The following is a 14,199-nucleotide window of genomic DNA, read 5'->3' as shown; positions in this document are numbered from 1 at the left end:
AACAGATTTGAAACATAGATAAATTTATTGATAATGATAACTCTTATCATTATTGTGAATATTTAATATGTTTGATGCATGCAGCAGCAACAGTTACTTATCAACCAAAGATGTGGATACATCAAGTTATGAGCGAGAGGCATCGATCTTACTCGTCGAGGACGATGAAACCCTCAGCCATCAGCTAACCATGTTATTACGCAACCAACAGTACCGTGTAATGACTCTCCGCTGCGGTTCAGAAGCTCTCAATACCTTAAAGCAACAACATTTTGATCTGATAATATTGGATATAAACTTACCGAATGTTGATGGCTTTGAACTATTAAACTATATCCGATCCTACTCCACTACCCCCACAATTATGCTTACCGCTTTTGGCGCTGAAGAACACCGTATACAAGGGCTTCGATTTGGAGCGGATGATTACATAAGCAAGCCATGTAATTTTGAAGAAGTGAGTTTAAGAATTGAAGCGGTGCTGAGGAGAACTCAGATCCAAAACTCGATATCTGTACGCTACTTGGAATATCAGGAACTTACCTTAGACAAACAACGCCAAGAAGTTATGGTTAACGGTAATCTCGGCAAACAAGTGGTCACGCTTACTGCGACACAGTTTCAATTGCTTTGGGTTTTAACCAAGAATCACGGCGTGATACAAAATAAACCTTACCTGTACCAAGCGGTCTTAGAGCGTGAGTTTAGTCTTTACGACCGTTCCCTCGATATGCATTTGAGCCGTATTCGCAAAACACTAACCCAAAATGGCATGGACAAGGAACGAATCAAAACCGTTCACGGCAAAGGGTATTTACTCAAATGAAAAAAATCTTGTTTTGGCGACTGTTTGTTGCGTTAGCTCTAGGAGGAGTGATCTTTTTCTCGCTACTGCATAGTGTTGCTATCTTATCCAGTGAAAAGATGAGCTATTTAAAAAAGGCTCATCAACAAGAAATTTTAGATTGGGGTAATCAAGCGCAAACATTGCTTGAAAATGGTGATCGCAATGAACTGAATGATTGGCTTAATGCTCTAGCAGAAAAAGAAGATACTTGGGTCACGTTAGTTGAATCGAACATTAAAGTGATTGGCGGGAATGAGTTAACTGAGCGATTTTGGTCTGGCTATGGTATTGGCCGAAGTGTTGAATGGAAGATTCATCTCGATTTTCCGAATAACCCAATCATGGAAGTCGCCCTAACACCTTCAAACTATCATTTTCTATTAATCTTACCTGACCGAATGAGACCCGGTACGTATATGTCTCATGCTTTTTGGACATTCCGTGTCGTGATCCCTTTTATTGCCTTACTGACACTGACAATTTTCATTTACCGTTACATCATGAAGCCAATGAAAGGCTTTTCTCTTGCCGCTAAAGAATTTAGCCAAGGCAACTACCAAGCACGAGTAACGGATCATATAACACTTGGCAATGACGAACTCAGCCAAGTCGCCAAGACCTTCGACAAAATGGCCGAGAGAACCGCGGATGTTATCCAACATAATCGTAATCTTATTGCCGAAATGTCTCATGAAATCAGAACACCTCTTGCCAGAATCGAAATGGCCGCTGACTGCGCCGCTAATGGCTTAGACAAAGAAAGTATGATTGATAGAATTCGTATTGAAGTCAGTAATATGCGTCAAATGGCCGAGGATACATTGACTTTAGCTTGGCTCGAAAACGAACAGCCTAATCTGTGCACCGAGTCATTTGATTTAATCGAACTACTTGATGCGATCATTGATGATGCTCAGTTCGAATTTCCAGATAGAATTATCGTCAATGAGCTCCCCGAATCACTGTTACTAACCTCCTCCAATCAACGAGCGCTCTCCCAAGCGTTTGAGAATATCATCCGCAATGGCCTGCGCTTTACACCAAGCAACGAAGCGCTTGTTATAAGGGCGTGCAAACAAGAAAACACCTGGGTCATCACGATTTCAGATTCAGGTCCGGGCCTCGACCCAACTTTAACTGAATCGATCTTCAAACCATTCTTTAAAGCCGACAATCAAACTCACTCTCGCAAAGGATTTGGTGTCGGCCTTGCGTTGGCTAAACGACATATCGAAGCAATTAAAGGTTCAATAACCGCGAGCAATCGAAAATATCAGGGACTAGACATGATAATCACCCTGCCACAACCAAAGAACTAATCTTTAAACTCTATTAGTTGGAGAAAAATATCGCTCTCCAACTAATCAAATGTAACAGTTGTAAAATCAATTTACTGCTTAGGTTAAAATAAGCAAAATTCCTTTGATAATCATTCTCATTACCAAAGGAGTAACGGTAAATGGACGCCGTTTGTAAATTAAGCCCTATCACTTTGGCGCTTATCGCCTTTTCCGCATCAGCTCAAGAAACAGAAACAATCGAAGTCACCGGACATCAATTAAAAGGCGTTGATGCCGTAGTCACCGCCGATGATTTGGCCAAGCGTCAAGCCATCGATCTCGATGACATCTTTCGAGACAATCCAGAGGTTACTATAGGAGGCTCATCTGGGATCACCCAGAAACTTTATGTGCGTGGTTTGGAAGATACTATGCTCAATGTCACCATAGATGGCGCCTCACAAACCAGTAATTTGTTCCACCACCAAGGCCGACTATCTATCGAGCCTGAACTGCTTAAACAGGTTGATATCAGCGCGGGTGCAGGTCGAGCAACAAACGGTCCTGGAGCGTTAGGCGGTGCTATCCAGTTTAAAACCAAAGATGCTCATGATTTGCTGCAAGCGAATGAAAAATTTGGTGCTATGGTTAAAGGCGGCTATTACACCAACAATAATGGCAAAAAGTATTCTACCAGTGTCTATGGAGAAGTACTTGATGGTTTAGGACTACTCGCAACCTACGGTTACATCGACAATGACAACATCGAAGATTCTGAGGGTGAAGAGCAACCTTATACCGCTGCTGAGCAGCAGGTTGGCCTGATTAAACTATCCGGAGACATCAACCCTAATCACTATCTATCACTGGCTTACGACTATCGTGAAGACAATGAAACTCGTCTACACAAGCCTCACTTTCAAGAGTCATCCCGTAATATTCCATTAGACCAAGAGACTGACCGTACCACTATCACGGGTAATTACGTATTTACGAATGGCGATTACGTCAAACTCGATTTGACTGCTTATAATACTCGTAGCCGAATCGCTCATTTGAATCACCCTCGCTGGGGCACAAGCGATGGCAACATTGAGACCTTTGGTGGAAAGATTTTCAATACCGCACAGATTGGCAGTCACTCATTGAGTGTCGGTACGGAATATCGCAACGATGAATCAAAATTTGCGACCGATTGGGACAACAAAATTCACTATGAGAAAGGCAAAGTCTACGGCATATTTCTGCAAGATGACTGGCAAGTTTCAGATACAGTGTTGCTTTCAGCAGGTGCCCGTTACGATTGGTATGAACTCATCGATAACATCGATCAAGAATTTGACTCTTCTGGCTTTAGCCCGAATATCTCTGTTAATTATGAAGTAGCGCCTGGTGTTAGTCTTTTCACCGGCTATGCTGAAGCATTTCGTGGCCAAACCGCAAAAGAGCTATTCATTATAGACTGGACTGCAAATGATCCAAGCCGCGGCCCTGAGCGTGCTAAAAACTTCGAGTTTGGGGTTAAAGTTGAACGTGACAGCTTTATCGCTGGAATCACCGTGTTTGATACTAAGATTAAAAATGTGGTGGATAAAAACGACAATGGCGATTTCGATAATGTCGGCGATCTCACGACAAAAGGCGTAACAGCATATGTTGGCCAGGTATTTGGTGACCTTTCCACTCGTTTAAGCTACAACCAATCGAATCCTGAGTTAAATGGCGAACCTCTAAGTGATGGCGATATGACACTCGGTACCGCTGTAGGTGACACCTGGGTATTAAACCTCGATTACGCACTATCACAGAACCTGGATTTCGGCTGGACTTCGAAATTTGTTGAAAGACTTGATGACGTTGCTGACGGCTACCAAGAAAAAGCCGGCTACGGCGTACACGACCTTTATGCACAATGGTTACCTATCGATAACGAAGCGCTTGTTTTAACGCTCTCAGTGAAAAATGTCCTAAACAAGCAATACGTTGCGCACGGAACTTACCATGGTTCAGCTGGAAACAGCTTAGGTGGCTATGCTGCTGCTGGCCGTGATTACCGCTTTAACCTAAGTTACGCATTTTAATTAAGAGGCCACATCTATGACACTGAATGTAACACCATGGTTAGTGGCCGCCTTGATGGCGGTTTCATTTATAGCCAACAGCAAAACTATTACCGTCGAGCACGCGCTTGGTACAACGCAATTAGATACTAAGCCTGAACGTGTCGTCGTTTTGGGTATGGATACACTCGATATCTTGGATTACCTGGATATTGAACCAATTGGCGTCGTAAAAGCGCCAATTCCAAGTTATCTAACTGATTATCAAGATGATAAATACATCAGCGTTGGAACTCTGCATGAGCCTGATTTTGAGACTATCTTTACCCTCAAGCCAGATCTCATTATTGCCAGTAATCGCAACTCCACTGCTTATGAAGAACTGAGCAAAATTGCGCCTACAGTGGTATTTATGGCGGATGCACAAAAGTTTTGGCAAACAACTCAGCAAGGCTGGCGAATGTTTGGTCAAATCTTTGAAATTGAGCAAAAGGTGGAAAGCTTAATCTCAAAAACTGAAGAAAAAATTGACGCAGTTAAAGCAAAAACTAAGGCTAAAGACGCGACTGCACTGATGGTGATGACTAATGGTGGCAATGTAACCACATTTGGCTCTGGCTCGCGTTATAACGCAATTTTTGATGAATTTGGCTTCAAACAATTAGTGCATAACGACAAAGCGCTTGCCCATGGGGAACTAATTAGCTTTGAGTTCATTTCACAAGCCAATCCTGACTACCTATTACTCATGGATAGAGACAGAGCTATCGGTCGTGCTTCGGGCGAGGCAAAACAAGATTTCTACAACGCATTAGTCGGACAAACTAACGCAGCGAAGAATGACCGAATTACCGAATTAGATTCTCAGGCATGGTATATATCAGCGAGCGGTATCACCGCGACCAATATCATGATCGAAGATATGAATCGCGCCCTACGATAATCGACATACGGCCGCTTGATATCAAGCGGCCGCACTCTATTATCCAGTCACTTCGGTATAACGTGACTTGGGTATAGATCTGAGCTATTTTATTTACCAAGCTGTGAAAGTACCCATTCTAGGTGTTGTTTTTTCTCTTCGTCACTCGCTCGATTAAACCAAATTTTCAGATTTAATGTTGTTTCCGTTTCAGCACTCTCTACAACCTCATTCTTACCTGCGACGTTTTCTAACTCTTGTTTTAAATTACGGATCTTGCCAGAATCATACAAATAGCCATTCTCTTTATTGAATTTTTCCGTTAGCCCTAAAATATCACCATAGGGCATAAAGCCAACAGCTGGCGGTAATTCTTCAATTGTGTGTGTTATCTCAACGCCGTCCAAAGTGATGATAAAAATGCTCTCACCTGATTCAATCAATCTTTCTATCTTAGTTAAGTTAGTTGAGACCAAATCAATATCTAAATTTTTCGGTTCTGGTTTGGCTGACAAAACGACCACATAAGGAGGCGTAAGTACCTGCTCTTTTCGAGCCCCATCGCGCAAATCTCGCTCCATTCGCAAAATCAATTGGTTTTCACCCTCGACCAAATTAACGTCACTTTTGTAGCGAACAACTTCTTCATTAAGCACACTCAATTCAACACCTTTTGCGAGATTCACTTGTGCTGAATAAGTTGGCAATGAAACCAACGCCACTAGAATTCCCAACCATTTTTTCATATAGGCTTCCCCCCAGACAATAAAAGCCAGCTTAGATTAGCTGGCTTAAGGCAGTATGAAATTTGAAATCTGCTTAGAATGCGTAGTAAACACCAGCTAATAATGTGTCTGCATCTTTGTCATTTACGTCGTAAGATGCGCCAGTGTATTCTGCGAACAAGGTAATATCACCGTTGACCGTGTAATCTAAACCTACAGTCTTAGAATCACCTCTGTTATCAGTGTCATCCTCAGAATCAAAAGCGGTTGATGCGTAAAAACGGAAGTCATTAAAGCTGTAAGATGCAGCTAAACCATAAACTTCACCTTCACCAAAACCACTTCCAACTTGTGCGTATCCGCCCTCGTAAACAGAGTAAAGTGCAGCAAGGTAGAAATCACTTACACTTAAAGAAGCGCCAAATGCCGATGAAGATACATCTTCGCCGCCATCAGAATATGCAGCTGCAAATGTTACGTAATCAAACGAGTAAGATGCACCAACGTTTATTTCATCATCAGAATCTTCTGCAGACGTAGTTTGTAAGTCGGCAGAAACATAAAGGCCTCCTAGAGTCTTCTCGTAACGAATACCTTTGCCTTTGCTCTCGATATTTGAATCGTAAGCGTAAGTACCTTCGTTTGTGATGTCAGTTAGGTTACCAACTACACTTAACGAGTCACCAGTTTCACCACCTTTAAGTGTACCGAAAGAACCAGTCACACCTGCATACACATCATCAAACACTGCATCACTATCGCTGTAATCGACTTCAAAGCTTGCAAAACCCTTTAGATCATCATTGATTTGATGTTCGAAGCCAAACTCTACTTGAGCCCATGTTGATACATTGAAGTCATCATCTTTTACTTCCGAAGCATCTTCTGACTTCACTTCGTCAACAATGTTTAAATAAACATCTACCTCACCTTTTACCGTAACTTTCTTTGTATCATCTTTGTATAGATCGATTTTTGCGTGCGCTGAAGTCGCCACTGCTGCAACTGCTAGTGCTAGGAATGTTTTTTTCATATATTTATTACAACCTTGTTAAAAAGTGGAATTCCTACCTGAATTCCAAAAAATCAAAAAATATTAATAATTTGAGAAACTTATGCTTATAAACATCTGAGTTCCTTTTTAGGTTGACAAATTTCACTAACCACTGTCAATTTGAGCAAAAACCAATCACAGAAAAAATATATCCATTAAAAATCAGATACTTAAATTAGAACCCTCGCACTCAACCAGTTAATTTTGTAACTCCATATTAACAACAACAAAAATGCACCAAATCTCTGGTTTTAATATTTTTTATCGGCAAAGTTATTTAACAATTAATTAAACAGAATTTTACTCCAATTTAATGTTTAAACTCAGAAATATAGACCAGAAAAACATTTGCAAAACGTTTCATTAGTTAAAATGATAAATACGACTAACTTCAAGGAAAATGTAAATTTTTTCCTTCTTATTTAGATACTTAGTGCAATCCTCGTGCGACAAAACACCTTGAATTGAATGAATTTTGTAAAGTCACCATCAATTTATTATTCACTTTCATCGCTTGATTTATAAACAGTTACTACCAAAAAACATTCCGTAACCGTATGTCATTTTGGTGTACACTTAGTGGCAAATTCGAAAACAATCCAAGTAATGCAATTTAGTAAACTATTCTCTTTAATCCTTGTTCTCTTTTTCGCGGGTTGCGCGACGTATGCGGGCCTAAACTACGACCAACTGTTTGGTGAGCAACAAGTACGTGATCGTCGTGTTGAATTAACGTCTCAACAAAGCGTCGATTTTCTTGAAACCGTCAAACCAATCATTGATAACCGCTGCGTAGTCTGTCACGCCTGTTATGATGCCCCTTGTCAATTAAAAATGACCTCTGTTGAGGGGATAGAACGCGGTGCAACTAAAGCATTGGTTTACGAAGGCACTCGATTAACCGCAGCAGTACCAACTCGCTTATTTGAAGATGCACAAACAACGGAAGAGTGGCGAGCATTAGGCTTTCACCCAGTACTCAACGAACGCAGTCAAACGCCCACAGCAAATATTGAGGCGGGCCTAGTCGCTCGTTTATTAATACAGAAGGATCAACATCCTCAACCTGAACAAGTTCAGCTTGAAGGGTTTGATTTTTCGATTGATCGCGAACAAGTTTGCCCGACAATTGAAGAATTAGATCAGTACCAGCAAGATTACCCAACGTGGGGAATGCCTTATGGTATGCCAAATCTAAACAACCAAGAGTACAACACGCTGCTCAGTTGGCTAGAAGATGGCGCAGTGATGAACAAGCAGATCCCGCTAACGATTGAACAGCAAGCAATGGTTAACGAATATGAAGCTCTGTTTAATGGAAAGAGCTTTAAACACCAATTGGTTGCACGTTACGTGTATGAACATCTGTTTTTATCTCATCTCTATTTCTCTGATTTAAAAGCGACTACGCCTCGCTTCTTTACTCTGGTTCGTTCAGCAACGCCACCAGGTGAGCAGGTTAAACGTATTGCGACAAGACGCCCTTATGACGATCCGATGGTTGAACGCGTTTACTACCGAATTATTCCGGAGCAAGGAACGATTGTTGATAAAACACATATGCCTTTTGCACTGAGCAAAAAACGCATGAACGATTGGCAACAGTGGTTTTTCAACGCCGAGTACCAAGTTAAGCAACTACCAAGCTATGCACCTGAAGTTGCCGCAAACCCAATGACAGCATTTATCGATTTGCCGGTTAAGTCTCGCTTTAAATTTATGCTGGATAATGCGCAAAATACCATCGCGGCCTATATCAAAGGTCCGGTGTGTCGTGGGCAACTCGCGCTCAATGTGATTAACGACCGCTTCTGGGTGTTCTTCCTAGATCCAGACAAGAGCGACATTCCTGAAGTTAACGACTTTTATCGCAGCCAAGCAGACAATTTAAAGCTGCCTGGTGAACTAGAAAGCAATACTCTACCTGTCACCAACTGGGTTAAATATGCTCGCCAGCAGGCACGCTACTTAGAAGCTAAGTCTGAGTTCATTAACACAACATTTAAGAACGGTGAACATCTCGATACTGGTCTTATCTGGGATGGTAATGGCACTAACCCAAATGCAGCCCTCACTATCTTCCGCCACTTTGATAGTGCATCCGTAGTGCAAGGAATGGTCGGAACCCCACCTAAGACAGCGTGGATCCTCGATTATGCGCTTCTTGAACGTATCCATTATCTATTGGTGGCAGGGTTTGACGTCTATGGTAACTTTGGCCACCAGCTCATCACTCGCATGTTCATGGACTTTTTGCGCCTAGAGGGAGAAAGTAACTTCGTTGCTCTATTACCGAGAGATGTACGCCATAAAGAGCAATCGAGTTGGTATCAAAACCAAAGCACCCAATTAAGTGACTTCTTGCAGCGCAATGTAAAGCCATTTGACCAGCCTACACAGGTTCCTTACACAACGGCGAATCCAAAGGCAGAGCTGTACGACATTTTGCACGACAAGTTGGCACCCGTTCTCAATAACCGCTTTGACATTGTTGAGACCGGATTTAAGCATGAAAATGAAGTGCTTTTGCGCCAAATCGCTGCTATTAAAGGTGAAGGACTGCGTCCAGTTCCACAAATCATGATGCTGATGATTGAATCAGAAAATGGCAAGCAGCAATTGTTTACTCTGCTACATAACAACGCGCACACCAACATTACGAGTCTGTTCGATGAAGAAAGCAACCGTGATTACCAACATGATGATCTCACTTTGGCTCGTGGAGTGATCGGTAGCTACCCTGCCGCGTATCTATCACTCGAAGAGAATCAAATTCCACTGTTAGTCAATTTGCTGAAAAACATGCGTGACGAGGAAGATTACATCAAGTTATTGGATACATTCGCAATTCGCCGCAGTAACTCAGAGTTCTGGTCTTTTAGCGATAAAGTTCATCGTTGGTATCAGCAAGATCAACCTATCGAATTTGGTTTGCTTGACTACAATAGATTTGAGAATAGGTAGAAATCTTTAACCCTTCTATCCTAGTTCAGGAGGTGTGTATGAACAGCAAAGAGACAATGCGAAACCTTGAGCAACAGATTTATGTTGCTTGCTCCGAAGGTGATTACGACACAGTCAACATGCTCGAGCATCAGTTAGAAATGCTACGCACTAAAGCGGAGCACCCTTTTGACGATGACCCCTACGCGCCAGAGGGAAAACTTTTCCTTGACGATGAGTGGTAAACTCGTCTTACTCGCACTGTACTGAAAAGCCCCGAAAGGGGCTTTTGTTTTACCCACCGATTCACTTTTGACTTGTATAAACCCCATTTCGCGAGCATAGTAGCCCCCTTACTGGACAGTGTGCTACAAACTAATCCTTTACAAAGCACGTTTTGGCGCTATTATTCTTGCGCAAACGTTTTCGTGTCCATGTTTTTCGCATAATTGAGGGTTTTATGCTGTCGGATATAGATATTTGCCGTACTACGTCATTATCACCAATTAATGACATCGCCTCGCGCGCTGGTTTACTACCAGAAGAATTTCACAGTCAAGGTAAACATAAAGCTAAAGTTTCACTTCACTGCTTAAAACGTATTAATCAAAACCGCAGTGGTAAGTTAATCGTGGTGACCGCTATCACCCCTACACCATTAGGTGAAGGTAAAACGGTGACCACCATTGGTTTAGCTCAAGGTCTTGCCAAACTTAATCACTCAGTCATGGCGTGCATCCGTCAGCCATCTATGGGGCCAGTATTTGGCGTTAAAGGTGGCGCAGCAGGTGGTGGTTACTCACAGGTTGCCCCTATGGAGGAGCTTAACCTCCACCTAACGGGCGACATTCATGCTGTCACCGCCGCACACAACCTAGCAGCAGCGGCGATCGATGCTCGCATCTACCACGAACAACGCAATGGCTATGATGACTTTGAAGCCCGTAGCGGCTTAAAGGCACTGAAAATCGACCATAAGCGCGTCGTTTGGAAGCGTGTGATGGACCATAACGATCGCGCTTTACGCATGGTGACGGTAGGCAAAAACGAGCTTGGCAAAGACATTAACGGCTTCGAACGTGAAGACGGCTTTGATATTTCTGCCGCTTCCGAACTCATGGCCATTCTCGCACTGTCGTCAGATCTCAAAGATCTTCGTCAACGCATTGGTCGTGTGGTGGTCGCCTATTCACTCGATGGCGAGCCTATCACCACCGAAGACTTGCAAGTAGCTGGCGCCATGGCAGTGAGCATGCGTGACGCGATAGAACCAACGCTAATGCAAACGCTGGAAGGTGTACCGACTCTTATCCACGCTGGCCCTTTTGCTAATATCGCTCATGGTAACTCGTCAATAATCGCGGATAACATCGCGACACATCTTGCCGATTACACCGTCACAGAAGGTGGTTTTGGCTCAGACATGGGCTTTGAGAAAGCGTGTAACATCAAAGCGCAAGTTGCAGGAAAAGCGCCTGATTGTGCCGTCATCGTTGCGACACTACGCGGCTTAAAAGCCAACTCAGGTTTGTATGACTTAAAACCGGGGCAAGCGATTCCAGACTCACTGTTTGAAGATGATGCTAACGCATTAGAAGCGGGTTTTGCCAACTTAAAGTGGCATATTGAAAACGTCGCTAAGTATGGCGTACCAGCAGTGGTTGCCATCAACCGCTTCCCACAAGATAGTGATGCTGAATTAGCACAATTACGCACTATGATTGAGGCTCTGCCGCATAATGTTGAAGTAGCCTTAAGTGAAGGTTTCGCAAAAGGCGGTGATGGTACACTTGAACTCGCGAGCAAAGTCATCAAACAGAGTGAGCAGGAATGCCACTTTAAGCCTCTTTATTATTTTTCTCAGACCACTGAAGAGAAATTAATGGCCGTTGCGGAAGTGGGTTACGGCGCTACCAGTGTGACGCTGAGCTATCAAGCAAGACATCAGCTAGAAGAGTATCAAAAACAAGGCTTTGACAACCTTGCGGTGTGTCTAGCGAAAACACCACTTTCAATCTCAACCGACGGCAGCATCAAAGGCGCACCAAGCCAATTCAATGTTCCAATTCGCGAGCTAAAACTCTGCGCAGGTGCAGGCTTTATCTATGCTTTGTGTGGCAATGTGATGACCATGCCGGGTTTACCTGAGAAGCCCGCTTTTATGAACCTAGACTTAGATGATGACGGGAATATCATTGGGCTTAGCTAATAAAAAACCCAAATTAGACATGGTCATAAACGTTAGACATGATCATAAAAACGAAAGCTAATTTAAACAGCCGAGATGAAGAATCTCGGCTTTTTTACATCTAATCCAAGCCCTAGCCTATCTTCTGACACTGAATAAAGATGAAGTTCGGGTTCTTTGACAGGTACTCGAAACGCTCTGCATCAATCTGTTTCACTTGCTCAGACACCTGACCTTCAGAAAGCGTGGTGATAACGAGACCATGTTGAGTCAGTGCATTCGTTATTTCTGTCAGCGAACGTCGATAAAATGTAACTTCTACAAGTTCACCTATTGTGTTCCACTCTTCTTTAACTTGCTCACAGGTGAAATAGTTACCTGATGTAGAACACTCAAAATCCGCAAACGGGTGATGAGTCGAAAACACAAAGCGTCCATCTTTTTTGAGCACACGATGCACATCTTTAAACAGCGGATTAAGATCCTCAAGATAGTGAATCATCAGGGGCGAAATCACCAAATCAAAACTGTTATCATGTTCAGCAGGCAAACCTGTTTTTAAGTCTTGTGCGTACGCGTTAACACGCTCATCAACCCCAAGCTGAGTTGCTTTGCTCTTAACGATATCGACCATTTGGGCTGAATAATCAATGCACGTCACATCCGCGGCGCCATTTTCAAACAGATACTGCATATAAACGCCAGAACCGCAGCCAAGATCAAGTACTTTAAGCCCAGCGAATTCAGGTAATAAGGCTTGTAAACTAGGTCGCTCTAAGTAGGCGTTATAAATATTATCTTGAATCACTTCGTCGTACTGATGGGCGAAGGTAGAATACATTGGCGATTTCATATTGATGCGACCTTGCAAAATTAAACTGGTCGCGATTATCGCCTCTCAATTCTCAATTCTCAATTCTCAATTCTGATATGACCCCCATAAAGTAGACACTCAATGCCGGAGCATCGAGTACTATGAAAGTAAAAACTGTTCGTAAACATTCGGATGAATTTAAGAAGCAAGCAGTACAGCAATCTTTAGAATCCTCTGATACAGTAAAATCAGTGGCAAAATCGTTAGGGATTGCACCTAATCTACTTTCTAAATGGAGGGCTCAAATGACCTCTCGAAAACACAGTTCTCATCCTATACCCAATAACGGTCCAGAAAAGTCGATTGCCCAACTTGAAAAAGAAATTCGAGAACTTAAAAAACGACTGGAAATGGCTGAAATGGAGAATGAATTTTTAAAGGAAGCGAAAGCTTACTTCGACAGCCTAAAAGAATAAGGTTCGAACACATTCTCAAACATGCAACGATGAAGCGTCCCGTTATACGGCTATGCCAATGGTTAGGAGTATCTCCAGCTGGGTACTATAAGTGGCTTCGGCGTGAGCCCAGTAAACGTGAGCAAAAGAACCGAGGCTTACGTCACTTCCTTAAAGAAGAAAGTGACAAACAACATTGTATACCTGGCTACCGTAAGCTTTGGGAGGCTGCCGTTGCTTATGGCTTCGCTTGCAATAAGAAGCGAGTTCAACGGTTGCTACAGTCAATGGGGTATCGTTCAAGAGCCAGTAAGAAACGTCATGGGCTAGCCCCAAGGCAGAAAACGTTGCGACCTGCATATAATCTTCTCAACCGCCGATTTGAGGTTAACCAACCGAATAAAGTATGGGCTTCAGATATCACTCAAGTACGATGTAAAGAAGGTTGGAGCTACCTGTGCGTTATTCTCGACCTATATTCACGAAGGGTAATAGCGTGGGCAACAAGCCGAATTAACAGCGCTAGCTTAGTACTTACGACGCTGAATAAAGCATGGAAAACTCGGCGACCTGATGGAGAGAAGCTGATGTTCCATTCAGACCAAGGGGTTCAATATCGAGCATTAGAGACACTCAGATGGCACCGGAAACGTAAAATAACAGTCAGTATGTCAGGTAAAGGAAACTGCTGGGATAATGCTTGCTCAGAGAGCTTCTTTGCCCAATACAAGAAAGAGTGGATAAGCAATTTAGGAGAGATGTCGCGTCAAGAAATGACGATGCAAAGTCGACTTTATATCGATACGTATTACAATCCAGTAAGAAGGCATGGGACTCTAGGTGGTATGAGCCCCATTGACTTTGAACTAATGAATTAACCCCATGTGTCTACTTTTATGGGGTCATACCAT

11 protein-coding genes are annotated in these 14,199 nt (G+C 42.8%); 8 read left to right on the top strand and 3 right to left on the bottom strand.

Features of this window, described 5'->3' with window-relative positions:
* Positions 1–67 precede the first annotated feature (67 nt).
* From IRQ95_RS05595 to IRQ95_RS05580, 4 genes are all read left to right on the top strand, one after another.
* Positions 68–826, top strand: coding sequence for a response regulator transcription factor (locus IRQ95_RS05595; RefSeq protein WP_194436023.1), 759 nt, complete (start codon positions 68–70; stop codon positions 824–826).
* Positions 823–2,166, top strand: coding sequence for a sensor histidine kinase (locus IRQ95_RS05590; RefSeq protein ID WP_194436022.1), 1,344 nt, complete (start codon positions 823–825; stop codon positions 2,164–2,166). The genes IRQ95_RS05595 and IRQ95_RS05590 overlap by 4 nt, the downstream gene beginning before the upstream one ends.
* Before the next feature lie 140 nt (positions 2,167–2,306).
* Entirely contained in the window at positions 2,307–4,208 is a 1,902-nt protein-coding gene (locus IRQ95_RS05585; RefSeq protein WP_194436021.1) for a TonB-dependent receptor domain-containing protein, read from the top strand.
* Between the two features lie 16 nt (positions 4,209–4,224).
* Positions 4,225–5,130: a siderophore ABC transporter substrate-binding protein gene (locus IRQ95_RS05580; RefSeq protein WP_194436020.1), complete on the top strand. Its 906-nt coding sequence runs from the start codon at positions 4,225–4,227 to the stop codon at positions 5,128–5,130.
* Positions 5,131–5,219: 89 nt separating this feature from the next.
* Here IRQ95_RS05580 and IRQ95_RS05575 read toward each other — a convergent pair whose 3' ends face one another.
* Positions 5,220–5,855 (bottom strand): DUF2057 family protein, encoded by a 636-nt coding sequence (locus IRQ95_RS05575; protein ID WP_194436019.1) that lies wholly within the window; start codon positions 5,853–5,855, stop codon positions 5,220–5,222.
* Positions 5,856–5,928: 73 nt separating this feature from the next.
* Positions 5,929–6,867, bottom strand: coding sequence for a porin (locus tag IRQ95_RS05570; RefSeq protein WP_194436018.1), 939 nt, complete (start codon positions 6,865–6,867; stop codon positions 5,929–5,931).
* A gap of 627 nt (positions 6,868–7,494) precedes the next feature.
* On the opposite strand from IRQ95_RS05570, the gene IRQ95_RS05565 reads away from it, so the two are divergent.
* The 3 genes from IRQ95_RS05565 to IRQ95_RS05555 all read left to right on the top strand — a co-directional run bounded on the left by IRQ95_RS05565 (position 7,495) and on the right by IRQ95_RS05555 (position 12,040).
* Positions 7,495–9,852 carry a fatty acid cis/trans isomerase gene (locus IRQ95_RS05565; protein WP_194436017.1) on the top strand — a complete coding sequence of 786 codons (2,358 nt, stop codon included), beginning with the start codon at positions 7,495–7,497 and terminating at the stop codon, positions 9,850–9,852.
* A 38-nt stretch (positions 9,853–9,890) separates the two neighbouring features.
* The gene (locus IRQ95_RS05560) at positions 9,891–10,076 is read left to right on the top strand and encodes a hypothetical protein (RefSeq protein WP_194436016.1); all 186 of its coding nucleotides are present in this window, start codon (positions 9,891–9,893) and stop codon (positions 10,074–10,076) included.
* A 215-nt stretch (positions 10,077–10,291) separates the two neighbouring features.
* Entirely contained in the window at positions 10,292–12,040 is a 1,749-nt protein-coding gene (locus IRQ95_RS05555; RefSeq protein ID WP_194436015.1) for a formate--tetrahydrofolate ligase, read from the top strand.
* A gap of 112 nt (positions 12,041–12,152) precedes the next feature.
* On the opposite strand, the gene IRQ95_RS05550 is transcribed toward IRQ95_RS05555, so the two are convergent.
* Complete coding sequence (locus tag IRQ95_RS05550) at positions 12,153–12,872, bottom strand: class I SAM-dependent methyltransferase (RefSeq protein ID WP_194436014.1); 720 nt, start codon at positions 12,870–12,872, stop codon at positions 12,153–12,155.
* 122 nt (positions 12,873–12,994) lie between these two features.
* On the opposite strand from IRQ95_RS05550, the gene IRQ95_RS05545 reads away from it, so the two are divergent.
* Positions 12,995–14,166, top strand: a protein-coding gene (locus tag IRQ95_RS05545; RefSeq protein WP_194436013.1) for an IS3 family transposase whose coding sequence is annotated in 2 segments (ribosomal slippage) — positions 12,995–13,277 and positions 13,277–14,166 — 1,173 coding nt in all. Because the reading frame shifts where the segments join, the coding sequence is not laid out codon by codon here.
* Positions 14,167–14,199: the final 33 nt, after the last annotated feature.

The sequence above is a fragment of the Vibrio fluminensis genome (assembly GCF_015278125.1).
Lineage (GTDB): Bacteria > Pseudomonadota > Gammaproteobacteria > Enterobacterales > Vibrionaceae > Vibrio > Vibrio fluminensis.
Note: the sequence above shows the minus strand (reverse complement) of the source record. Positions and strands in the feature narration are given on the sequence as shown.

Coding starts and splice junctions, on each gene's coding strand:
- IRQ95_RS05575 (WP_194436019.1), bottom strand. CDS start 5,855: ATGAAAAAATGGTTGGGAATTCTAGTGGCGTTGGTTTCATTGCCAACT.
- IRQ95_RS05570 (WP_194436018.1), bottom strand. CDS start 6,867: ATGAAAAAAACATTCCTAGCACTAGCAGTTGCAGCAGTGGCGACTTCA.
- IRQ95_RS05580 (WP_194436020.1), top strand. CDS start 4,225: ATGACACTGAATGTAACACCATGGTTAGTGGCCGCCTTGATGGCGGTT.
- IRQ95_RS05585 (WP_194436021.1), top strand. CDS start 2,307: ATGGACGCCGTTTGTAAATTAAGCCCTATCACTTTGGCGCTTATCGCC.
- IRQ95_RS05550 (WP_194436014.1), bottom strand. CDS start 12,872: ATGAAATCGCCAATGTATTCTACCTTCGCCCATCAGTACGACGAAGTG.
- IRQ95_RS05565 (WP_194436017.1), top strand. CDS start 7,495: ATGCAATTTAGTAAACTATTCTCTTTAATCCTTGTTCTCTTTTTCGCG.
- IRQ95_RS05560 (WP_194436016.1), top strand. CDS start 9,891: ATGAACAGCAAAGAGACAATGCGAAACCTTGAGCAACAGATTTATGTT.
- IRQ95_RS05590 (WP_194436022.1), top strand. CDS start 823: ATGAAAAAAATCTTGTTTTGGCGACTGTTTGTTGCGTTAGCTCTAGGA.
- IRQ95_RS05595 (WP_194436023.1), top strand. CDS start 68: ATGTTTGATGCATGCAGCAGCAACAGTTACTTATCAACCAAAGATGTG.
- IRQ95_RS05555 (WP_194436015.1), top strand. CDS start 10,292: ATGCTGTCGGATATAGATATTTGCCGTACTACGTCATTATCACCAATT.